This is a genomic window from Sphingomonas sp. S-NIH.Pt3_0716 (assembly GCF_003950715.1).
Lineage (GTDB): Bacteria > Pseudomonadota > Alphaproteobacteria > Sphingomonadales > Sphingomonadaceae > Sphingobium > Sphingobium yanoikuyae_A.
Genome location: NZ_QLJK01000001.1, coordinates 175,443 through 197,315 on the forward strand (window position 1 = coordinate 175,443; position 21,873 = coordinate 197,315).

24 protein-coding genes are annotated in these 21,873 nt (G+C 65.0%); 13 read left to right on the forward strand and 11 right to left on the reverse strand.

Going from position 1 to position 21,873, the window contains the following annotated elements; all coding sequences use genetic code 11:
* Positions 1 to 44: 44 nt before the first annotated feature.
* Positions 45 to 917, forward strand: coding sequence for a LysR family transcriptional regulator (locus tag BRX37_RS00825; RefSeq protein WP_125985178.1), 873 nt, complete (start codon positions 45 to 47; stop codon positions 915 to 917).
* Here the strand turns inward: BRX37_RS00825 and BRX37_RS00830 are convergent.
* Positions 914 to 1,759, reverse strand: a complete 846-nt coding sequence (locus BRX37_RS00830) for a bestrophin-like domain (RefSeq protein ID WP_125985179.1) — start codon at positions 1,757 to 1,759, stop codon at positions 914 to 916. The two genes, BRX37_RS00825 and BRX37_RS00830, sit on opposite strands and share 4 nt — an antisense overlap.
* Before the next feature lie 429 nt (positions 1,760 to 2,188).
* Between BRX37_RS00830 and BRX37_RS00835 the strand changes: the two genes are divergently transcribed.
* Together BRX37_RS00835 and BRX37_RS00840 are read left to right on the forward strand one after the other, a co-directional pair.
* Entirely contained in the window at positions 2,189 to 3,307 is a 1,119-nt protein-coding gene (locus BRX37_RS00835; protein ID WP_318276546.1) for a BamA/TamA family outer membrane protein, read from the forward strand.
* Between the two features lie 205 nt (positions 3,308 to 3,512).
* The gene (locus BRX37_RS00840) at positions 3,513 to 5,012 is read left to right on the forward strand and encodes a glycosyltransferase family 39 protein (RefSeq protein WP_164522381.1); all 1,500 of its coding nucleotides are present in this window, start codon (positions 3,513 to 3,515) and stop codon (positions 5,010 to 5,012) included.
* Positions 5,013 to 5,022: 10 nt separating this feature from the next.
* Here BRX37_RS00840 and queA read toward each other — a convergent pair whose 3' ends face one another.
* The 5 genes from queA to BRX37_RS00865 all read right to left on the reverse strand — a co-directional run bounded on the left by queA (position 5,023) and on the right by BRX37_RS00865 (position 8,658).
* Positions 5,023 to 6,051 (reverse strand): tRNA preQ1(34) S-adenosylmethionine ribosyltransferase-isomerase QueA, encoded by a 1,029-nt coding sequence (gene queA, locus BRX37_RS00845; RefSeq protein ID WP_004211220.1) that lies wholly within the window; start codon positions 6,049 to 6,051, stop codon positions 5,023 to 5,025.
* A 25-nt stretch (positions 6,052 to 6,076) separates the two neighbouring features.
* Entirely contained in the window at positions 6,077 to 6,850 is a 774-nt protein-coding gene (locus BRX37_RS00850; RefSeq protein ID WP_004211219.1) for a peptidylprolyl isomerase, read from the reverse strand.
* A 120-nt stretch (positions 6,851 to 6,970) separates the two neighbouring features.
* Positions 6,971 to 7,483, reverse strand: coding sequence for a pantetheine-phosphate adenylyltransferase (gene coaD, locus BRX37_RS00855; protein WP_010337450.1), 513 nt, complete (start codon positions 7,481 to 7,483; stop codon positions 6,971 to 6,973).
* 3 nt (positions 7,484 to 7,486) lie between these two features.
* Entirely contained in the window at positions 7,487 to 8,392 is a 906-nt protein-coding gene (locus BRX37_RS00860) for a polyprenyl synthetase family protein (RefSeq protein ID WP_125985182.1), read from the reverse strand.
* 8 nt (positions 8,393 to 8,400) lie between these two features.
* Positions 8,401 to 8,658: an exodeoxyribonuclease VII small subunit gene (locus BRX37_RS00865; protein WP_004211214.1), complete on the reverse strand. Its 258-nt coding sequence runs from the start codon at positions 8,656 to 8,658 to the stop codon at positions 8,401 to 8,403.
* Between the two features lie 190 nt (positions 8,659 to 8,848).
* On the opposite strand from BRX37_RS00865, the gene BRX37_RS00870 reads away from it, so the two are divergent.
* The 5 genes from BRX37_RS00870 (at position 8,849) to BRX37_RS00890 (ending at position 14,350) form a co-directional block, all read left to right on the forward strand.
* Positions 8,849 to 9,232, forward strand: a complete 384-nt coding sequence (locus tag BRX37_RS00870; RefSeq protein ID WP_004211213.1) for a hypothetical protein — start codon at positions 8,849 to 8,851, stop codon at positions 9,230 to 9,232.
* A gap of 178 nt (positions 9,233 to 9,410) precedes the next feature.
* Positions 9,411 to 9,746 (forward strand): glycine zipper 2TM domain-containing protein, encoded by a 336-nt coding sequence (locus BRX37_RS00875; protein WP_004211212.1) that lies wholly within the window; start codon positions 9,411 to 9,413, stop codon positions 9,744 to 9,746.
* 79 nt (positions 9,747 to 9,825) lie between these two features.
* Positions 9,826 to 12,003 carry a phosphoribosylformylglycinamidine synthase subunit PurL gene (purL, locus tag BRX37_RS00880; protein ID WP_125985183.1) on the forward strand — a complete coding sequence of 726 codons (2,178 nt, stop codon included), beginning with the start codon at positions 9,826 to 9,828 and terminating at the stop codon, positions 12,001 to 12,003.
* Between the two features lie 90 nt (positions 12,004 to 12,093).
* Positions 12,094 to 12,567 (forward strand): hypothetical protein, encoded by a 474-nt coding sequence (locus tag BRX37_RS00885; protein WP_125985184.1) that lies wholly within the window; start codon positions 12,094 to 12,096, stop codon positions 12,565 to 12,567.
* A gap of 112 nt (positions 12,568 to 12,679) precedes the next feature.
* Positions 12,680 to 14,350, forward strand: a complete 1,671-nt coding sequence (locus BRX37_RS00890; RefSeq protein ID WP_125985185.1) for a glycoside hydrolase family 43 protein — start codon at positions 12,680 to 12,682, stop codon at positions 14,348 to 14,350.
* On the opposite strand, the gene BRX37_RS00895 is transcribed toward BRX37_RS00890, so the two are convergent.
* Positions 14,308 to 15,081 carry a methyltransferase domain-containing protein gene (locus BRX37_RS00895; RefSeq protein ID WP_125985186.1) on the reverse strand — a complete coding sequence of 258 codons (774 nt, stop codon included), beginning with the start codon at positions 15,079 to 15,081 and terminating at the stop codon, positions 14,308 to 14,310. The genes BRX37_RS00890 and BRX37_RS00895 overlap by 43 nt on opposite strands.
* Positions 15,082 to 15,138: 57 nt before the next feature.
* On the opposite strand from BRX37_RS00895, the gene BRX37_RS00900 reads away from it, so the two are divergent.
* The 3 genes from BRX37_RS00900 to bfr all read left to right on the forward strand — a co-directional run bounded on the left by BRX37_RS00900 (position 15,139) and on the right by bfr (position 17,245).
* Positions 15,139 to 16,380 carry a DUF418 domain-containing protein gene (locus BRX37_RS00900; RefSeq protein WP_125985187.1) on the forward strand — a complete coding sequence of 414 codons (1,242 nt, stop codon included), beginning with the start codon at positions 15,139 to 15,141 and terminating at the stop codon, positions 16,378 to 16,380.
* 54 nt (positions 16,381 to 16,434) lie between these two features.
* Entirely contained in the window at positions 16,435 to 16,605 is a 171-nt protein-coding gene (locus BRX37_RS00905) for a (2Fe-2S)-binding protein (RefSeq protein WP_004211205.1), read from the forward strand.
* A gap of 160 nt (positions 16,606 to 16,765) precedes the next feature.
* Positions 16,766 to 17,245 carry a bacterioferritin gene (gene bfr, locus BRX37_RS00910; protein WP_004211204.1) on the forward strand — a complete coding sequence of 160 codons (480 nt, stop codon included), beginning with the start codon at positions 16,766 to 16,768 and terminating at the stop codon, positions 17,243 to 17,245.
* Between the two features lie 127 nt (positions 17,246 to 17,372).
* Here bfr and BRX37_RS00915 read toward each other — a convergent pair whose 3' ends face one another.
* The gene (locus BRX37_RS00915) at positions 17,373 to 17,780 is read right to left on the reverse strand and encodes a (deoxy)nucleoside triphosphate pyrophosphohydrolase (RefSeq protein WP_125985188.1); all 408 of its coding nucleotides are present in this window, start codon (positions 17,778 to 17,780) and stop codon (positions 17,373 to 17,375) included.
* An 80-nt stretch (positions 17,781 to 17,860) separates the two neighbouring features.
* Between BRX37_RS00915 and BRX37_RS00920 the strand changes: the two genes are divergently transcribed.
* Positions 17,861 to 18,046 (forward strand): Flp family type IVb pilin, encoded by a 186-nt coding sequence (locus BRX37_RS00920; RefSeq protein WP_048937848.1) that lies wholly within the window; start codon positions 17,861 to 17,863, stop codon positions 18,044 to 18,046.
* A 133-nt stretch (positions 18,047 to 18,179) separates the two neighbouring features.
* Positions 18,180 to 18,341, forward strand: a complete 162-nt coding sequence (locus BRX37_RS00925; RefSeq protein WP_004211201.1) for a Flp family type IVb pilin — start codon at positions 18,180 to 18,182, stop codon at positions 18,339 to 18,341.
* A gap of 76 nt (positions 18,342 to 18,417) precedes the next feature.
* Here the strand turns inward: BRX37_RS00925 and BRX37_RS00930 are convergent, their stop codons facing one another.
* The 3 genes from BRX37_RS00930 to BRX37_RS00940 all read right to left on the reverse strand — a co-directional run bounded on the left by BRX37_RS00930 (position 18,418) and on the right by BRX37_RS00940 (position 21,862).
* A complete protein-coding gene (locus BRX37_RS00930; protein ID WP_125985189.1) occupies positions 18,418 to 19,896 on the reverse strand; it encodes a M48 family metalloprotease in 1,479 nt (492 codons plus the stop codon).
* Between the two features lie 80 nt (positions 19,897 to 19,976).
* Complete coding sequence (locus BRX37_RS00935) at positions 19,977 to 20,921, reverse strand: acetyl-CoA carboxylase carboxyltransferase subunit alpha (protein ID WP_004211198.1); 945 nt, start codon at positions 20,919 to 20,921, stop codon at positions 19,977 to 19,979.
* 11 nt (positions 20,922 to 20,932) lie between these two features.
* The gene (locus tag BRX37_RS00940) at positions 20,933 to 21,862 is read right to left on the reverse strand and encodes a tyrosine recombinase (RefSeq protein WP_125985190.1); all 930 of its coding nucleotides are present in this window, start codon (positions 21,860 to 21,862) and stop codon (positions 20,933 to 20,935) included.
* Positions 21,863 to 21,873: the final 11 nt, after the last annotated feature.

A 21,873-nucleotide genomic window follows, 5' to 3' on the forward strand; every position in this document is an offset into this window, starting at 1 on the left:
AGGGAAAAATTGAAACCACGGGCAGGAGTGTATAGTTTCCATCTATGATCGAACGCTATCTGCTGCGCTATTTCCTGGCGGTCGTGGACCAGGGCAATTTCTCCCGTGCGGCGGCGCATTGCCTGGTGTCGCAACCGACCCTGTCGGTCGGCGTCGCCAAGCTGGAACAGGCGGTCGGCGCGCCACTGTTCCTGCGTAGCAACCAGCGGGTCGAACTGACCGAGGCCGGCAGTCGCCTGCTGAGCCACGCGCGGCGGATCGAGCGCGAGTTCAACCTGGCCGAACAGGCGGGCGCGCAGACGGCCGAAATCCAGACGCTGCGCATCGGCCTGCTGACCAGCATCGCCGGGGCGCCGGTGGCGGCAGCGGTCGCCGCCTGCCCGGCCGAGGCGCGCGGCCGGGTGGAATTCATTCCAGGGTCGGAGCGCGAACTGCTCGGGCGACTGGATGCCGAGCGGATCGACGTGGCACTGACCCTGGTGCGGCCGGGCGCGGAGGACCGCTATGCGGCGCAGATATGGGCCGAGGAAGGCTATGGCCTGGCCCTGCCCGCCGACCATCGCCTCGCCGGGCGAGAGGCGATCGCGGCGGAAGAACTGGCTGGCGAGACGATGATCGTGCGCCGTCATTGCGAGGCGCTGTCGGCGACCAGCCGCTATTTCGTCGATCGCGGCATCCGCCCGCATTTCGCCTATCGGTCGACAAATGACGAGCGGGTGATGCAGATGGTGGCGGCGGGCCTGGGCGTCACGGTGATGCCGCTGAGCTATGAATGGCCCGGCATGGCGCGCGCCAAATTACGCGATTTTGGCGAACGGCGGACGATCGGCCTGCTCCATGGCCCGCGCGCCGCCACCCTGCGCGAGACGCCACCGCCGATGCTGCGCGCATTGGCGGCGGCATTTCGTTGCGCCTAGATCGCTGGCTCCACGACCGGCTTGCGCCAGATGTCGAAGGTGCCGGGCGGCTGCTGTTTCAGCGTCTTGCGCAGTTCGATCATCGGCCCCTGGCTTTCGACGATATTGCCGCCCGCCGGCCGGTCGATGTCGATGATCAGCATGTAGGACATGGTGAAGAGCAGGAATAATATGCCCGCCAGCATCCGCCCCTGTGTTTCCGACCGGGCATAGCCCAGCATCCCCGCAGTCACCGCGATATAGACCCATAGCGCCAGGAACACCTCGCCCGGCACCCGCACCTTGCGCGCCGCCTTGCGCGCGCTGTCCATGTCGATCACTTCGTTGACGGTCGAATGGAGCGAGGAGGCCAGCGCGGAATTGCCGATCGCATCGGTCGCCGCCAGCGTGCCGGCCCATAGCTCGACCAGCAGTCGATCGCTGGCGACGATCAAGGGCGCCATCTTGTCGGGGCTGGCCGTGCCCAGTTCGACGCGATTATTGGTGTAGTTGACCAATATCTGCGACATCCGCGTGCGATGCGGTTCGGGCAGGCCCTGGACCCGCAGATAGCTGGTGCCGATGGCATTGGCTTCCTGCAGCACCAGCGCCCGACGCGTTTCGAACCGGCCGACCGCCAGCGCAAAGGTGAAGCCCAGCAACAGCGCAACCAGACCGATCACGGCAGAGACGATATAGCCTTCCGCCCCATTTTCCTCCGTGGCGCCCTTGTGCGTCAACAGCCGGCGCACCCGCTGCCGCAGGACATAGCCGGCCGTCGCCGTCAGCGTCATGGTCGCCAGCATCAGAAACCCGACCAGCAGGATGGGCAGCTTGTCCAGAAATTCCGCCAGATTGGCCATATGACCCCCTCAGTCTATCGGAGGCAACATGTGCCGTTTGGGGGGCCGGGAGCCATCGGGCGAAACACCGGCATGGCTCAGGGATTATCCCTAGTGGTGACCGGCCGACGCCGGCTTTCCATGACGATAGTCAGGCGAGAGCGCAAAGCGATCGACATGTGGGGGTATTGCCATTTCAGTCGCTTGCGCATGCCCTGCCCTGCCCTGCCCTGCCCTGCCCTGCCCTGCCCTGCATCCGTCCGATCGCATTCCCCCGAATGTCACGGCGCAATTCGACGGCTTTGCCTTGAATCTGCGCAAGATCGCCGGCCATGCTTCAGTGTTTGTCCCGATGGCTCCTCTGCCAGAGATGAGGGATGGATAGAGCATGGCCATCCGCCCGCCTCTCCCACAGGCCCCGGTATGATCCGGCGCTATCGCCTCGGATGCGTGGTGCTTGCGTCCGTCCCCAGCCTGTCAGCGGGCATGGCGACGGCCCAGAGCGAGACCGATGCGAACAGCCTGTCACGCGCCCTGCCCGCTGAAGGCAGCACGGCGCCCTCCACCACCCGCAAGCCTCAAATCCTCTTCGCGCCCGTGCCGCTGTCCAATCCGGCAACCGGCACCGGCCTCGCCGCAGGTGCCATCGCCTTCTACAATCCCAATGCCGCGCCCCAGCAGTGGATCAGTGCCGGCGGCATCATCTACACCTCCCGCGGGACCAGGGGCGTCTGCGCCTTTCATTCCATGTCGTTCGACAAGGATCGGCTGCGCTTCAGCGCCAGCCTCTCCTATATCGACGATCGCAACGACTATTATGGGATCGGCGCGGCTGCGGGCGATGACGGCGTCCATCGCGAAATCGACAGCAAGCAGTTCAACATCGACCTGCAGGCGTTGATGCGCGTCTTCCCGCGCGGCTATGCCGGCATCCGCTACCGCCTGCGCACCACCGACGCGCGGCTGAAAGAGGCGGAGGCCGAATCCTTGCCGGCGCCGCCGCCGGACGCCATGAACAGCAATCTGTCCGCGATCGGCCCGAGCTTTGCCTATGATACGCGCGACAGCGCTACCCAACCGCATCGCGGCGTGATGTTGAGCGCCAACTGGCTGTTCGGCCTGCGCGCCCTGGGCGACAGCTATAGCCATGACAAGTTGCAGATGGCCGCCAACAGCTATCTGCCGATCGGCGCCGGCACGGTGATCGCACTGCGGGGCGCGCTATGTGCCGCCGGGGGCAACGCCCCTTATTATGATCTGTGCCTGTTCGGCGCGAACAACGATCTGCGCGGCTATGTCACCGGTCGCTATCGCGATAAGGCCAGTTGGGCGACGCAGGCCGAATGGCGCCAGCATGTCAGCGGCCGTTGGGGCGCGACCGCCTTTGTCGGGCTGGGCGGCATCGCGCCATCGGCCGGCACGATCATCGACAAGGGCAAGCTGCTGCCGGCCGGCGGCATAGGCCTGCGCTATCGCCCTTTCCGCAGCAATGACGTACAGTTGCGCGTCGACCTTGCGGCGGGAAAGGACGATCATGCCGTCTATGTCGGGATTGCGGAGGCCTTCTAGCCACCAGGTTCAACCTTGCGGCAGCAGCAGCGAGGAATGAACCGATAGCGCCACGCGACCAAGGTGCGGCTTTCCTCGGCGAAAGGGCGGATCACACCATCCTCGCTGGCCGCGACACCACCCCCGACCACGAAGCCCGCCTTCACTTATCCATATATTAACCATGGCAAATCACTGTCCTCGCAATTCATCCGAGGATCCGATCTTGCCCGAAACTTCCGCCGCGCGCCGGTTGCCCGCGACACCGATCATCCTGCTGACCGGCAGTTTCTTCCTCCTTGGCGCCCTCTATCTGGTCGGCATGCGCTTAAGCTTGGCGAACACGACCCCATTGTGGCTCGATGAAACCTGGAGCGGGATGATCGCGACGCGACCGGACTGGTCGTCCTTCTGGCGCGAGGCCTGGCTCGATTGCAATCCGCCACTCTATTATCTGCTGCTGACAGGCTGGGTGACGCTGTTCGGCGACAGCAATCTGATGCTGCGCCTCCCCTCCATCCTGTTCGTCCTCGCCGCCGCCCTGTTGCCGCTGCTCTGGCGCCCGCGCACGCTCGGTCGCACCGGCGCCTGGACATGGGCCGCCCTCCTCTTTCTGTGGCCGCCCAATCTGGGCATCATGGTGGACGCACGCGGCTATGGCCTGATGATGATGCTGTCGACCGCATCCTGCCTGACCGTCGCGCATCTGCTTGAGCGATTGACGCTGCGCTGGGCGATGCTCTGGGTCGGGCTTGGAACACTGATGTTCCTCACCCATTATTATGCCGCCGTCCTGATCCTGGGCCAGATACTGGTGCTGCTGTACCGACATCGCCTGAACCTGGCGCGGATGTGGCCGGCGATGATCGTGGCGACACCGGGCCTTTGCTGGTTCGCCTATCATCTGCCCCGGCTGGCAGACTATGCGCGCGACGATGTCGCCTGGTATGATCCTACCAGCCTGTCCCGAGCGATGCTCAACCTGGCCTTCGTCCTGGGCGCGCAGAATATCGTCGCCCTGTTCGCGGTCATCGCGCTTGTCATCGTCGCGACGATCCATATGCGGCGCCGGCAATCCGATATCCTATCGAGCGGCAGCGACCCGTTGCCGCTGACGGCACTGACGGCGGTGATCGGCTTTGCCATTGCGATCCTGGTCAGCCTATTCCAGCCGTCCCTGACCGACCGTTATCTGGTGCCACTGGTGCCAAGCGCGATGCTGGGCCTGACCCTGTTGATCCAGCGCACGCCGCGTCCCGTTCATGCCGCACTGGGCATGGCTTTCGCCTTCATGGTGCCCGTCCTCAACCCAACGCTGATGCGGACCGAACTGGGCGACCGAACGATCTACGGCTATGAACAGGGCAGCGACTTCATCCGCGCGGAACGGCCCGACCGCGTCCTGTTCCTATGGGATTCGCCCTCGGCAAAGATCATGGATCGCGCATCGCTTGCAGCCATCGGCGGCTATTTCCTGACACGGGCCGGAATGGACCTGCCAGTGGAACCGCTGGTCGTGGACCGCAGGGCCGATCCGAACGCAATATTGCGCGCCCATGCCATAAACGGCCGCCCCGCGCTGATCTGGCTATATAATGCCCATTATCGTTCGGCCGCCAAGGACCATCCGCCGACATTGCAGGATGACCCGTCCTGGCACTGCAACCGCGGCACCCGCACCGACATTGTCGGCAGCATCGCCTGCGTCAAACGAGCGGATCAATGACCGATCGCCGTCACGGCAGCAGCAGCGAAGAGTCCCCATAGCTGTAGAAGCGATAGCCAGTGGCGATCGCATGGGCGTAGACCTGTTGCATCCGATCGCGGCCCATCAAGGCGCTTACCAGCATGAACAGGGTCGATTTGGGCAGGTGAAAATTGGTCATCAGCCCGTCGATCGCGCGGAAGCGGTAGCCGGGCGTGATGAAGATGCGGGTTTCGTCGGCGAAGGGGCGGATCACGCCATCCTCGCCGGTCGCGCTTTCGAGCAGGCGCAGCGAGGTGGTGCCGACCGCGATGATCCGGCCGCCAGCCGCGCGCGCGGCGTTCAGGCGATCGGCCGTGTCCTGATCGATCCGCCCCCATTCGGCATGCATGCGATGGTCGTCGGTATCGTCCGCCTTGACCGGCAGGAAGGTGCCCGCGCCGACATGCAGGGTCAGCGTTTCGGTCAGCACACCGGCCTGCGCCAGTGCGGCGGTGAGGTCGGGCGTGAAGTGCAGCGCGGCGGTGGGGGCGGCGACCGCGCCATCCTCGCGCGCGAACATGGTCTGGTAATCGCTGCGGTCACGCTCGTCGGTGGCGCGTTTGCTGGCGATATAGGGCGGCAGCGGCATGCGCCCGGCCCGCTCCAGCAGAATCTCGACCGGTTCCTCGCCCTCGAAATCGAGAGTAACGCCGCCATCCTCGTCGCGCGGGCCGGCGATTGCGGTGACGCCGGCACCGAAATCGATCCGGTCGCCATCCCGCACCCGCTTGGCATTGCGCAGAAAGGCCTGCCACTGGCGCAAGCCCAGCCGCTTGTGCAGGGTCGCGCCGATCCGCGCCTCGCCCCGCATCCCTTCGAGCTGGGCGGGAATGACGCGAGTGTCGTTGAAGACCAGCACATCGCCCGCGCGCAGCAGCGATGGCAGGTCGCGCACGATGCGATCCTCCATCGCGCCGTCGCCGGGCACGAGCAGAAGGCGCGCCGAATCGCGCGGGCTGGCCGGACGGAGCGCGATATTCTCCGCCGGCAGATCGAAATCGAACAGGTCTACACGCATGACGATGGCCCTTCCGGGCGCAAACTCACTTCTTCTTGGGGGCCGGCTTCTTGGCCGGGGCAGCCGGCTTCTTCGACGGCAGCGCTGCGGGTTCGGGCGCCGGCGGCGGGGGCGGCGGTGCCAGCACCGGCGGCTTGCCGTCGCTCTCGATCGAGGCCTGCAGGATCACGGTCGGGTCGGCCGGCGGTTCGCCCTCATGGATCGCGTCGACATATTGCATGCCTTCGATCACGCGGCCGAAAACGGTATATTTCTTGTCGAGCTGCATGCGCGGCAGCAGCACGATGAAGAACTGGCTATTGGCGCTGTCCTCGCTCTGGGCGCGGGCCATCGACAGGGTACCGCGCAGATGCGGCATCGGGTTGAACTCGGCCTTGAGGTCGGGCAGCGTCGAACCGCCGGTTCCGTCCCCCTTGGGATCGCCGCCCTGGGCCATGAAGCCAGGAATCACGCGATGGAACTTCAGGCCATTGTAGAAGCCCTGGCGGGTCAGTTCCTTGATCCGCTCGACATGGTTGGGGGCGATGTCCGGGCGCAGCTGAATGCGCACGCGGCCGCCGCTCGACAGGTCGAGATCCCAGATATTCTGCGGGTCGGCCGGGATGGTCGCCGGCGGCAGCTGCGGCGTCAGCTGGGCGCCCAGCGACTTGGCATTCTGCTCCGCCTTCGCAGCGGTCTCCGCCTTCTTCATTTCCTCGGCACCGCCGCCGCCACCGCCGCCACCCTGGGCGAAGGCCACGCTGGACGCGGTGAGGGCGAAACCGATCGCCACGGTCTTGAGCGCGGAAGTGAAACGCATGCGAATAAGCTTTCCTTAGATCTTGCCCGGGAAGGTCAAGCCGTCCTGATAGCGCCCTGATCGGGATTGGCAACTGAACGCGGGCTGAAACGAGACGGCAACATTGGCGACAATCCGTTCCTAGCCCTGCCCCTTGAGGCCGAGCGCGGCAACCCGCGCCTCCACCTCCTCGCGCACAGCGGGACTGACGAACTTATGGATCGGCCCGCCATAGAGGGCGATTTCCTTGACCAGCCGCGACGCGATCGGCTGCAAAGAGACGTCGGCCATCAGGAAGACGGTTTCGACCCGGCTGTTGATCTGCTGGTTCATGCCCGCCATCTGATATTCATATTCGAAGTCGGCGACGGCGCGCAGGCCCCGGATGATCACGCTGGCCCCCTGCGATTCGGCAAAGTCCATCAACAGCGAGTTGAAGCCGGTGACGACGATTTCGGTGTCGATGTCCGCACATTCGCGGCGAACCATGTCCAGCCGCTCCTCGTCGGAAAACATGGGCGACTTGCTGATGTTGGTGGTGACGCCGATCACCAGCTTGTCGACCAGCTTCGCGCCGCGGCGAATGATGTCCATATGGCCAAGGGTGATGGGATCGAAGGTGCCGGGATAGACACCGATACGCGACTTGCTCATGATCTAGCGGTCCCTCTCCACAATATAGTCGGCAATGGCGCGCAGCAGGTCCGCCTCCGCGCCATGGCCGTGCAGGTGCGCCTTGGCCTGTTCAACGAGCAGACGCCCCTGTTCCCGCGCCCGGTCTACCCCCAGGAGCGAGACGAAGGTTTCCTTGCCGGCGGCGGCATCCTTGCCCAGCGCCTTGCCGGCGAGGGCCGCGTCGCCCTCCACATCGAGCAGGTCGTCGGCAATCTGGAAGGCGAGGCCGATGTCGCGGGCATAGCCATGCAGGCCCGTGCGCGCATCGACCGGGATGCGCGCCATGATGGCGGCCGCATCGACGCAGAAGCCGATCAGCGCGCCGGTCTTGAGATTTTGCAGCCGGGTGACGGTGGCGAGATCGAAGCGGGTCTTTTCCGCCTCTAGGTCCATCATCTGCCCGCCCGCCATGCCGGCCGGGCCGCTGGCGACGGCCAGCGCCTTTACGAGGTCGATGCGGACGAAGGCATCGGGATGGGTCTGTTCGTCGGCGAGGATTTCGAAAGCAAGGTCATGGAGGCAATCGCCGGCCAGGATCGCGGTCGCTTCATCGAACGCCTTGTGGACGGTCGGCTTGCCGCGCCGCATATCGTCATTGTCCATCGCCGGCAGATCGTCATGCACCAGCGAATAGACATGGATGCATTCGATCGCGAGACCGACGCGCAGCGCGGATTCGCGGGAAATGTTGAACAGGTCGCAGGTCGCCTGCACCAGCAGCGGCCGCAGTCGCTTGCCACCCCCGATCGCGGCATGGCGCATCGCTTCATAGAGGCGATGGCGCGGATCGTCCGGGATCGCCAGCAGCGCGTCGAACGCCCGGTCGATATCGGCCGCGACCGTTGCCGCACGGGCGGCGACCAGCGCACCTGCCGCGCTCCGTTCCATGCAGTGGGTCAATCCGCGCCGAACGGCTGGGCGCCGGTGATGGCGCCGCCGGCATCGACGGTCAGCTTGCTGATGCGCGCCTCGGCCGCCTGCAGCCGCTCGGTGCAGCGCTTGCGCAGTTCTTCGCCCTGGGCATAGAGCGAGATCGACTCATCGAGCGGGACATCGCCGCTTTCCAGCCGGCGGACGATCGATTCGAGTGCGCGCAGCGCATCCTCGAACGACAATTGGGACAGATCCTTTTGCGGGGTATTTTCCTCAGCCATGCGCCTGCATTGACCGCCCCTGTCCACGGGGTCAAGCGCGGATGACATGGCAGCAGACCTAAGGCCGCTCAATAGTGGGTCAATCCCGCCGCTGTCACGCAAACGTCATGACGTCGCTGCACAGGCGTGGCGGAATTCGGGCAGTTTTGCGTTGACGCACAATGTTGCAAGCGCACATAAAAGGATCGCTATGAAATATTATCTCCCCCTCATCGCCGTTGCCGGCCTGACCATGCTGTCGGCCTGCAACAAGAGTGACGAACCCGAAGTCGTCGGCGGCCCCGCCGATCCGATGGCTGCCCAGCTTGCCAACGCCGCGCCGGTCGAGCTGCCGCCGTCGGTCAAGGCCAACAAGCAGTTCCGCTGCAAGGACAACAGCCTGTTCTTCGTCGACTATATGAGCGACGACAAGAGCGCGATCCTGCGCACCGAAAAGAATGGCGCGCCCACCATGCTGAAGGCGGCCGAAGCCGGCCAGCCCTTCACCGCCGAAGGTGGTTATGAGGTCAAGGGTTCGGGCAACGACGTGACGATCACCGTCCCCGGCAAGTCGGCGCAGGCCTGCCACGTCTGATCGCAGCATTGCCTGAGTCTTTTTTCTGACAGGGGCCGGTTCTTCCCTAGGAACCGGCCCTTTTTTCATGCCCGGTGCCTTTCCTGAACGACAGATAACGTGCCGGTTCAGGATGTTGCCAGCCAGCCGGTGGCAGAACAGCCTCGTACCAGAGATAAACAGGTCGAGGAGATGACCCATGAACTTCAAGAAGAGCCTGATCGCCATGGCCCTGGCGACCGCAACCGTCGCCACCGCCGTTCCGGCGACCTCCTTCGCCCGCGGCCATGATCGTGGCTGGCACCGTGGCGACCGCCATTATGACCATGGTCGCTATTCCGACCGTCGCGGCTATCGCGGTGACTATCGCTGCCGTAAGTCGGGCGGCACCACCGGCCTGCTGCTGGGCGGCGTTGCCGGTGCCCTGCTGGGTCGCGCGGTCGACACCCGCGGCGATCGCACCACCGGCACCGTCGTCGGCGCTGGCGCTGGCGCCCTGGCCGGCCGCGCGATCGACCGCAACAGCAGCTGCTAAGCGACTTAAGGGCGGTGGCCATGACTTGGCCGCCGCCTCCCCATTGTGAATCCCGCGCCACGCGTCTAAAGGCGCGCTCATGTCCAGCAGCGCCCCCCAGATCACCCCGCAGATCGTTGCCGAGCACGGTCTGTCCCCCGAAGAATATGATCGCGTCCTGAAGGCGATCGGCCGCGAGCCGAACCTGACGGAACTCGGGATCTTTTCGGTCATGTGGTCCGAGCACTGCTCGTATAAATCCTCCAAGATCCACCTGATGAAGCTGCCCACCAAGGGCCCGCAGGTGATCTGTGGCCCCGGCGAGAATGCCGGCGTGGTCGACATCGGCGATGGCCAGGCCGCCATCTTCAAGATGGAAAGCCACAACCACCCCAGCTACATCGAACCCTATCAGGGCGCCGCGACCGGCGTCGGCGGCATTCTGCGCGACGTGTTCACCATGGGTGCCCGCCCGGTGGCCAACATGAACGCGCTCCGCTTCGGCCGCCCCGACCATCCCAAGATGAAGCATCTCATCAGCGGAGTGGTCCATGGCATTGGCGGCTACGGCAATTGCGTCGGCGTGCCGACCGTGGGCGGCGAGGTAAATTTCCACCCGGCCTATGACGGCAATATCCTGGTCAATGCGATGACCGTCGGCATCGCCGACACCGACAAGATCTTCTATTCGGCCGCCAGCGGCGTCGGCAACCCGATCGTCTATGTCGGTTCCAAGACCGGCCGCGACGGCATCCATGGCGCGACCATGGCGTCGGCCGATTTCGGCGAGGACAGCGAAGAGAAGCGCCCCACCGTCCAGGTCGGCGACCCCTTCACCGAAAAGCTGCTGATCGAGGCGTGCCTGGAACTGATGGCGTCGGACGCGATCGTCGCGATCCAGGACATGGGCGCCGCCGGCCTCACCTCCTCGAGCGTCGAAATGGCGTCGAAGGGCGGCGTCGGCCTGCACCTCAAGATGGATGACGTGCCGCAGCGCGAAACCGGCATGACCACCTATGAGATGATGCTGTCGGAAAGCCAGGAGCGCATGCTCATGGTGCTCAAGCCCGGCCGCGAAGCCTTTGCCGAGGCGATCTTCCGGAAGTGGGAACTCGACTTCGCCGTCATCGGCCATGTCACCGACACCGGCCGCATGGTGCTGGAGCATAAGGGCGAGATCGTCTGCGATATTCCGCTCGCGCCGCTGGCCGACGATGCGCCGCTCTATGACCGTCCCTCGATGCCGAAGGACGAGTATAAGATCTGGTCGAAGGTCGAGCCGCTGGGCGAGATCGCCGAAAGCGCCGACATCGGCGCGGACCTCGTCACGCTGATGGGCAGCCCCGACATCGCCAGCCGTCGCTGGATCTGGGAGCAGTACGATCACATGGTCGGCGCCGACACGGTGCAGCGCCCAGGCGGCGACGCCGCGGTGGTCCGCGTCCATGGCAGCAGCAAGGGCATTGCCATCAGCACCGACTGCACCCCGCGCTATTGCTATGCCGATCCCTATGAAGGCGGCAAGCAGGCAATCGCGGAATGCTATCGCAACCTGAGCGCGGTCGGATCGACCCCGCTGGCGGTCACCAACTGCCTCAACTTCGCCAATCCGCAGCGCCCCGAGATCATGGCGCAACTGACCGGCTGCCTGGAGGGCATGGGCGACGCCTGCCGCGCGTTCGACTTCCCGATCGTGTCGGGCAATGTCAGCCTCTACAATGAATCCAAGGCGACCGGCGGTGGCTCGGCGATCCTGCCGACCCCGGCGATCGGCGGCATCGGCCTGCTGGCCGACATCGACGTGATGGCGACCGTGGCGTTCAAGAATGAAGGCGACGCGATCTGGCTGGTCGGTGGCGAAGGCACGCATCTGGGCCAGTCGATCTGGCTGCGCGAGATTGCCGGCCGCGAAGCGGGTGATGCGCCCAAGGTCGACCTGGCGGTCGAGCGCGCCAATGGCGACGCCGTCCGCGCGCTGGTGGTGGTCGGCACGGTCAATGCCGTGCATGACATTTCCGACGGTGGCCTGATCGTCACGATCGCGGAGATGGCGCTGGCCGGCAAGATCGGCGCGACGCTGGACGTGGCGCTGACCACCGCTTCGGCGTTCGGCGAAGACCAGAGTCGCTATGTCGTCACGGCGCCGGCCGGCGTCGAGATTGCGGGCGCGGTCAAGATCGGCACCGTCAGCGGCGACAGCGTGGCGGGCGTGTCGATCGACGCGCTGCGCACCGCGCATGAGGGCTTCTTCCCGGCGCTGATGGACAGCGAACTCTAAATCTTTCCGTCCCGCCGGGTGCAGCGCATCCGGCGGGACAAATTCATCGCAATCTGTCATGATCCACCCCGAGAAAATGGGGAGCGCACCATGCGCGAGAGGATCATCCGGGCAACCTTGGTTGCCGGCACACTCGACATATTTTCCGCCTTCGTCTTTGCCGGCATGGCAGGCACGGCGCCGCATGCGGTGCTGCAATTTGTCGCGAGCGGCCCGCTGGGCGATCGCGCGCGGGGCGACCCCGCCTGGCTATGGGCGATTGCCGGCCTGGCCGTCCATTTCGCGATCATGGCCTGCATGGCGGGCGCCTATATGCTGATCGCGCAGCGGCGCCCTGCCCTGCGCCGCCATCCGGTCGTCGCCGGCCTGCTCTATGGCCTGCTGCTCTGGGCGATCATGTACTGGATCGTGCGGCCGTGGCGCTGGCCTGCCATGTGGTTGCCCGCCGCCTATGCCGCGCTGCCGATCGGGCGGATCGCCTGGAATATCAGCAACCAGCTCTTCTCCCACTGCATCCTGGTCGGCCTGCCGATCGCCTTCATCGCGGCCGGGCGCCGACGATAGATAGTGACAGCGAAATTGACATATCCAGGCCCGTTTGCCTCAGCAGGGCTGGATTTTTGATAGCGCTATCAATTCCTCTCTCCTATGCTCCGCAAAAATGGGAGGAGAGGATATGCGCAAGACCCGTCGTGCCGCCTTGCTGTTGCTGGCCGCCATCGCCGGCCCGGCCCTGGCAGGCCCCGCCCGTTTCAGCGATTTCCGCTATGACGGCCGCGCCCAGGAACAGGTGACGCCCGGCCCGGACGACTATCGCAACCCGATCCTGTCGGGCTATTATCCCGATCCATCGATCACGCGGGTCGGCGAGAGCTATTATCTCGTCAACTCCTCCTTCGCCCACTATCCGGGGCTGCCGGTCTTCCGGTCAACCGACATGGTCCATTGGCGCCAGATCGGCAATGCGATCGACCGGCCCGACCAGTTTGATTTCAGCGGCCTGCGCAGTTCGCGCGGCATGTTCGCGCCCGACATCTCCTTCCATGACGGGCTTTTCTACCTTGTCGGCACCTGCGTCGATTGCGGCGGCAATTTCGTGATGACCGCAAAGGACGCGGCCGGGCCATGGTCGAAACCGCACTGGCTGCCGTTCGAGGGGATTGATCCGTCGATTTACTGGGAAGGCGAGCGCGCCTTCATCGTCAATAATCGCGCGCCGGCCGAGCCGCCCCGCTATGAGGGGCATCGGGCGATCTGGGTGCAGGAATTTGACTGGCACGCACTCGCAATGACCGGCGCGGCGACGCAGATCGTCAATGGCGGCGTCGACATCCGCCAGAAGCCGTCCTGGATCGAGGGACCGCATCTGCTGAAGCGCGAGGGTTTCTATTATCTGATCGCAGCCGAGGGCGGCACCGGCGACCAGCATAGCGAAGTGGTGTTCCGCGCCCGCGACCTGCGCGGCCCCTTCACTCCCTATGCCGGCAATCCGATCCTGAGCCAGCGCAGCCTGGACCCGGCCCGCCCCCATCCGGTGACATCGGCCGGCCATGCCAAGCTGGTGCAGACGCAGGCGGGTGACTGGTGGGCAACCTTCCTCGCCACTCGCCCCTATGGCCCCGACCTCTACAATATCGGGCGCGAGACCTTTCTGCTGCCGGTCGAATGGCGCGATGGCTGGCCGCATATATTGGACGCCGGCAAGGCCATTCCCTATATGGCGAAGCGCCCGGCCCTGCCGGTGCGCGATGCGGATGCGCCGCCGACCAGCGGCAATTTTGCCTATCGCGACCGGTTCGATGGGCCGCGCCTTAGCATGGACTGGATCGGACTGCGGACGCCCAAGGCACCACTTTACCGACTGGAGGCGGGCGCGCTGGTGCTGGACCGCGCGACCGCGCTGGGTGACCTCAGCGGCGCCCCGGCCTTTGTCGGGCGGCGCCAGCAGCATCATGTCGCGACCATCAGCACGGACCTGACCTATCGGCCGGAGACGGAGGGGGATCTGGCGGGGCTGGCGGCGGTGCAATCCGACCGATCCTTTTTATTCTTTGGCGTGACGCAGAAGGGCGGAAAACCGCAGATCGCCCTGATGCTGCGCGAGGACAAAGATCGTGACAGGCTGGTCGCTGCCGCGCCGGTCGACCCGGCCAAGCCCGTCCGCCTGACGATGGACTTCGATGGCGGCACGGCGCGCTTCGCTTATGGCGTCGACGGGCGGGAGACAGTGCTGGCGCGCGATGTCGATATCCGCTTCCTCAGCACCCATGAAGCTGGCGGTTTCGTCGGCACGTTGATCGGCCCCTATGCCTGGTCCGCGCGCGTCACCCGGCCGATCAGCAACTGATAGACGTCGCGGCCGCCCGCCTCGTCATAGGCGGCCATCACCCGGCGCAGCGCAGCGGGGGACAGCGGCCGACGCCCCTCGTCCGGCACCACCGCGCCGATCCCCTTGAGATGGCCGATCAGCGCACGGGCGCCCTGTCCTTCCAGCAGGACGGTCTCGTCAAAGGCGAAGGCGTCGCCATAGGCCGCCAGCATCGCGCGCAGCGCGTCGAGCGAGGGATAGGCGGGGACGCCTGGCGTCAGATCGCAGGTCGCATGGGCAGCGCGCCAATTGGCAAAGCTGCCCTGCCCCATGGTCGAGAAGATGAGGCTGCCGCCGGGGCGGAGCAGCGCCACCAGCCGCGCGATCGCGGCGGGCAGGTCGTCAAACCATTGGAAGGCAAGGCTGGATAGGATGAGGTCGAACCATTCGCCCTCGAACGAGGGCGCCTCCCCATCCATCGCGAGGAAGGTGCCGGCGACCAGTCCGGCCGATGCCGCGCGGTCGAGCATCTTTGGCGAGATGTCCGTGGCGACCAGTTCCGCGCCGGGCCAGCGGGCCTGGATGTCGCGCGTGAGCAGGCCGGTGCCGCAACCGATTTCCAGGATGCGCGCGACGCCTTCGGGGCTTTGCCGCTGGGCAATGTCTGCGACCAAAGCTGCAGCCGTCCGCTGCGGCCCGGCATGATCGTCATACCGGTCGGCCGCCGCGCCGAAGGACTCGCTTATCCGTTGCTTGCGGCCATCATTCATGGCTAGGCGCATGACAGACCAATGCCCCGATGGCCAGCATCTTCAAGGATTGCCCGCATGACCGCCGCATCGCCCCGTATCCCCGCCATGGACGTGCTGCGCGGCTGCGCGGTGATGGGCATATTGTGGATGAACATCACCGCCTTCGCGCTGCCGCAGAACGCCTATTTCAATCCGGTGGCGGCCGGGCCGATGTCGGCGGGCGACATCGCCTTCTGGGCAAGCAGCCTGATCCTGGTCGACGGCAAGATGCGCGGGCTGTTCTCGCTGCTGTTCGGCGCATCGATGCTGCTGCTGATCGACCGGGAGGAAATGGCCGGGCGCGACGGCACGCGGGCGCAACTGGTCCGCGGCTTCTGGCTGCTGGCGATCGGCCTCCTCCACCATATCCTGCTCTGGTGGGGCGACATTTTGGTGACCTATGCGGTGGTCGGCACCATCGCCCTGCTCTTTGCCCAGAAGGAGCCGCTGGCGCTGGTCAAATGGGCGTTCCTCGCCTTCCTGATCCATTTCCTGATCTGCGGTGCTTTCATCGCCAGCCTCTATGGCTGGGCCCATGCCGCCGCCGCGCCCGGCGCCGCCGCGACGCGCGAGGGGCTGGACAGCTTCCTCGCCGGCCTGTCCGACCCTAGCAGCCCGATCATCCAGCAGGATATCGCCATCTATACCGGCAGCTTCGGCGGGATCGTGCGCCATCACCTCACCGGCTTCATCGGCGACTGGCTGTGGACCTTCCTCTTCACCGGCCTCGACACGCTGGGCTTCATGCTGCTGGGCATGGCGATGCTGAAAGGCGGCTTCCTGATCGGGCGCTGGCCCGCCGAGCAATATAAGCAGACCGCGCGCCACTGCTTCCTGATCGGGCTGGTGCCGATGATCGCCCTGACCATCTGGGTGGTGGCGAGCGGCTTTGCGCCGCTGACCGCCTTTTCGACCGCTCTGCTATGGTCCTTCCCCTTCCGCATCCCGCTGGCGGTCGGCTGGGCAGCGCTGATCCTTTGGCTGCTGGCGCGGCATCGCGATCATTGGCTGGTCGGCCGGATCGCCGCGACCGGGCGCATGGCGCTCAGCAATTATCTGGGCACCAGCCTCATCATGACGGCGATCTTCTATGGCTGGGGCCTGGGGCTGTTCGGACAGGTGCGCCCGGCAGCCTTTCCGCTCTTCCTTATCGCCGTCTGGGCGGTCATGCTGCTGTGGTCCAAGCCCTGGCTCGACCGATTCGCGATGGGTCCGGCCGAATGGGTATGGCGCAGCCTGCAACGGGGAAAACTGCAAAAGATTCGCAGGAACCCATGATCTTCTATTGCGATCCATTAGCATCTGGCCTATTTCACGGGTCAGGAGAATCCAATGGTCGTCTGTGTTTGCAATGCCATTCGCGAAAAGGATCTGCGGGAAGCGGCGCGCGATGGTGCCGATACCCCCTGTAGCGCCTATGCCCGTTTCGGCCGCCGCCCCAAGTGCGGCCAATGTGTCGGCTATGCCCGCACGATCATCGCAGCAGAGCGCGCGACGGCCTGAATAGATTGCGAAGCAGGCGCAGTAAAAGGCCCCTGACAATCGCGAACACCACGCAATAGCTGCCTGAAAAATGGCGGTTTTCTGCGCCTTTCCGGCTTAACAATCGGATGCGAAACCTTTATATGTCCGGCATTCCCAATAACAGCCGGAGCATAGCGCCATGAAGGGCGACCAGAAGGTTATCGATTATCTGAACGAGGTCCTCAAGAACGAGTTGACCGCGATCAACCAATATTTCCTCCACTATCGCATCCTCAATCACTGGGGCATCGAGAAGCTCGCCAAGTTCGAATATGAGGAATCGATCGACGAGATGAAGCACGCCGACAAGGTGGCGGAGCGCATCCTGTTCCTTGACGGCCTGCCCAATTTCCAGCTGCTCGGCCGCCTGAAGATCGGCGAGACCGTCGAGGAAATCCTGAAGGCGGACCTGGAGCTGGAATATGAGGCGCTGCCGGTGCTGCGCGACGCCATCGCCTATTGCGAGTCGATCAAGGACTTCGTCAGCCGCGACCTGTTCCAGTATATCCTCGAAAGCGAGGAAGAGCATGTCGACACGCTGGAAACCCAGTTCGAGATGATCGAGCGCATGGGCATCCAGAATTATGTCCAGCTGCAGAGCAAGGCCAAGGAAGACTGAGACTGACGCGCGGGGCCGGCTGTCCGGCGGTCGCCCCCGTTACAGGCTGCGGGGGAAGGTGCGCATCGCCCTTCCCCCGCCCTTTATGGCCTGCCCCTGCACCATCGGTGCAGAGCCGGATTTCCCGTCAGATGAGCGCGTCGAGAATGCCGATCAGCGGCAGGTCGGCCGGTGGCATGTCGAGCGCATACATTTGCGCAGGCCGCACCCATTGCAGCGCGGTGGCATGGCGCGCTTCGGGCATCCCTTCCCATTTGCGGCAGACATAGAGCAACAGCAGCAGATGTTTGTTCTCCAGCGGCGCGCTGGCGAAGGTCGCGGGCGCGAGGCAGCTTTCATGGGTGCGGATACCCAGTTCCTCCTCCAGTTCGCGCACAAGCGCCGCCTCGGGCGTTTCGCCGCGCTCCACCTTGCCACCGGGGAACTCCCACAGGTCCGCCATCGGCTTTCCGGGTGGCCGTTGCTGCACCAAAACGCGCCCATCGGCATCGATCAGGGCGACGGCGACGACCAGAAACGGGGTAAAACTCTGCATAACGCTCCCTTGCAAGGGCTTTGTTAACCGTGGCTGCTTTACACACCGATCGTGGAGTGTCTGTAGCCAAGCGGGGTCATATGCGCGCGATCATCGAATTCGTCACGAAATCCGCGCTTTCGCGATGTGAGCGGGGGGCAACCGCGGTCGAATATGGCCTGATCATCGCGATGATCGTGCTGGCCATGATCGCGGCACTGAACAACGTCGCGACACGAACCACCGGCATGTGGAACAACGTCGCCGAAGAAGTTACCAAGCATTAACCAACAAATTCTGACACGCCACTTTCCGCATTAAACTTTTCTCAACCGAGCCAATCTAGAGAGGTCTTCGCTGACCTAATCCAAAGCGGGGCGGCCGGGTAGTTTAACGTAACGTTTGTCAAGGAGACATCACATGCAGTTCATTCGCAAGATGCTGAAGAACGAAAAGGGCGCGACCGCCATCGAATACGGCCTGATCGCCGCTCTGATCGCCGTGGCCGCCATCGGCGCCATGACCAGCCTGGGCTCGAAGCTGGGCAGCACCTTCAACAACGTTTCGGGCAACCTGAAGTAAGCTCGAAACCGATGTTAGAAAAGGGCGGCGGAAGCAATTCCGCCGCCCTTTTTCTTTGCCTGGAGTCTGCCGAATCTTACCAGGTGACGATCTTCACCCGATCGCCCGGCTTGAGCACGGAGCGTTCGTTGAGGGCGTTCAGCACCAGGAAGCGTTCCAGCGGAAAATCGCTATAGGCCATGCGGCGGCCAAGCGACTGGAAGGTGTCGCCCGCCTTGACGGTCACCAGATTGACCCGGCGTGGCTTGATCGCCGCCGCCTCCTGCGCCGAGAGGCGCTGGACCGAACGGACCATCGAGTCGAACGGACCGATGCCCTTGCCCGCCGGGGTCAGCAGCAGGAAATGATAGGCCTTTCCGCCGCCGAAATCATAGGCGAAGACGGTGGCGTCGATCTGACCCGACTTGGTGTTCGCGCGCACCGTGCGCCAGGCGGCCGGCAGGCCGTTGATCGTCGTGCGCTGCACATCGCCTGCAGGCGGGGCGCCGGCATTGCCCGCGAGTCGCTTGAGCACCGAATCGATATAGGTCGACAGATTGCCATTATAGGCCATGCCGCCAAACTGCGCCTGGCCGCCCGAACCGGTGATGCTGACCGCGTCCGCGCCATTTTCCATGCCGAAGCCCGAGGGTGCGGTGAAGGACAGGCGCAGGTCGGGATGGCGGAAACGGCTGCCATCGATCACGCCCTGTTTGGGATCGTCGCCATAGAGGACGCCATTGAGCGCCGTCAGGAAGGCGTCGCGGTTGCGCAGCGTGCTGGTCGCGCCGGTGCGTGACGCCATCTGCGCCGCCCGATCGACGCGCTCGCCCGGATCGGGATGGGTGCTGGCCCATTCGGGCATGGAGCGCGCGTCACCCGAAACCCGCTGGTCCAGGCTGGTCTGCGCCGCCAGCGAGGCCAGCATGTCCGACAGCGCACGGGGATCATAGCCGGCCGAGGCGAGGTAGCGGATGCCCAGATCGTCCGCCTCATATTCCTGGCTGCGCGAGAATTTGAGGGTCAGAAGCTGGCTGCCGGTGCCGATCCCCTGCTGCAGCACGCCACCCAGCGCCGAATCGCCCAGCAAGGCGCCGGTCAGCACCTGCAGCAGCGCGCCGCCAATCGCGTTGCGCTGCGCCGCCTGCTGGCGCCGCTGGCCATGCTGGGCCGCGACATGGCCGACTTCATGGCCCAGCACGCCGGCCAGTTGCGCCTCGTCATTCATCAGCGCCATTAGCTGGCGCGTGACATAGACATAGCCGCCGGGGATGGCGAAGGCGTTGTTGACCGGGGAATTGAGCAGGGTGACGGTGAAATCGCCCTGCGCGTTGGAGAGGCCGGACTGGACCGCGATGCGGCGTCCGACCGTTTCCACATAGCGCGCCTGCGGCCCGACATAGGCGCCGCCAAATTCCTTGAGCAGTTCGGGATGCTGCTTGGCACCCGATGCCTTGTCCTGCGCGCTGATCGAGGAGACGGTGCGAATCGCCCGCTGCTGCCCCAGCACCGCCGGCGCCACGCCCGCGACGATCAGGCCGACGCCAAGGCCGGCCGACAACCATGTCCGATTCATTCCATTCCCATCCTTGACACCCTGCCCCTGTTACCGTGCCGTAACGAGCGAGGACAGGATGCTGTTCCGGGAAATTGACGTCAGATACCGATGGCCAGGAACTTGTCGGCGCGATCGGTGCGCAGCGCCTGCGGTTCGAGGCCGGACAGCGCGTCCAGTTCCTCGCCAATGGCTGCACCCAGGTTGGCGATCGCCTGCACCGGCTCGCGATGGGCGCCGCCCACTGGCTCTACGACGATACGGTCGATCACGCCCAGGCCCTTCAAATGCTGCGCCGTGACCTGCATCGCGGTCGCCGCATCGCTGGCCTTGTCGGCGGTGCGCCACAGGATCGAGGCGCAACCTTCGGGCGAGATCACCGAATAGACGGCATGTTCGAACATCAGCACGCGATTGGCCGCGGCCAGCGCCACTGCGCCGCCCGAGCCGCCCTCACCCACCACGGCCGCGACCATGGGGACGCCAAGCGCCAGACAGGCTTCGGTCGAACGGGCAATGGCTTCGGCCTGGCCGCGTTCTTCGGCCTGGACGCCTGGAAAGGCGCCCGAGGTGTCGACCAAAGTGACGACCGGCAGGCCGAAACGATCAGCCAGTTCCATCAGGCGGATCGCCTTGCGATAGCCTTCGGGCTTGGCCATGCCGAAATTGTGGCGGACGCGGCTGGCGGTGTCGTCGCCCTTTTCATGGCCGATGACCATGACCTTGCGCTCGCCCAGCGTCGCGAAGCCGCCGATGATCGCCTGATCGTCGGCAAAGGCGCGGTCGCCGGCCAGCGGCATGAAATTGTCGAACATGCCCGCGACATAATCCTTGAAGTGCGGGCGTTCGGGGTGGCGGGCCACCTGCGTCTTCTGCCAGGGCGTCAGCTTGGCATAGATGTCCGACAGCATCTTGTCGGCACGCTGTTCCAGCGTGTTGATCTCGCCACTAATGTCGATGTCGCCGACGGAGGCCGTCTGGCGCAGTTCGATGATGCGGGCTTCCAGCTCTGCGACCGGCTTTTCAAATTCGAGAAAGCTTACCATGGCGGATGGCGTTAAGGCGCGGACGCGTCGCCGTCAACGCGGGGATGCGCGATCCTGGCTTGCATGCCGGCCAGCGGGTGCCGGCTGTTGACCAGTTCGACCAGCCGACGGCTGTCGACATGGGTGTAGATTTGCGTCGTGCCGATATCGGCATGGCCCAGCATCGATTGCAGCGCGCGCAGGTCCGCCCCGCCCTCCAGCAAATGGGTGGCAAAGGCGTGGCGCAGCACATGGGGGCTGACCCGCTCGGGCGCGATGCCGGCCGCCGCGGCCAGTTGCTTCACCAGCTGATAGAGGCGAATGCGGCTGACATGGCTCTTGCCCGAGGGAAAAAGCCAGAGGCTGTCCGCCGGGACATGGGTGAGCCAGGTCGCGACGGCGGCACGGGCGCGGTCGGAGATCGGCACCAGCCGTTCGCGCGCACCCTTGCCCCTGATGATGAGGAAGGGGCGATCGACCGCCAGCGCCTTGCGCGGCAGCGAGACCAGTTCGGTCGCGCGCAGGCCCGAGCCATAGAGAAGTTCAATCAGCGCCGAGAGCCGCAGGTCGAGCGGCGCGGGATGCGCCGTCTCCACCCGCTGCGCGATCAGGGCAAAGAGCGAATCAACTTCCTGCGACGACAATATCTTGGGCAGCGGCCGGCGTGTGACCGGCCGGGGCAATGCCGCGCCGGGATTGTCGGCGCGCAGCCCCTCCTCCTCCAGAAAAGCGTAGAAGGCGCGCAGCGCGGACGCCTTGCGCGCCACGGTGGAGGCCGCGAGCGGCGCCCATTCGCCGGCGAGGCGGCCAAGCGCATCCTGGCTGGCGGCGGCAAGCCCGCCGACAATATCCCCCGCCCCCTGAAGGTCGGTGCGATAGGCGAGCAGCGTGTTGCGCGACGCGCCCCGTTCCGCCGCCATCATTTCGAGAAAGCGGTCGATCAGGACGGCATCATCATCCATCGCCCCGGACC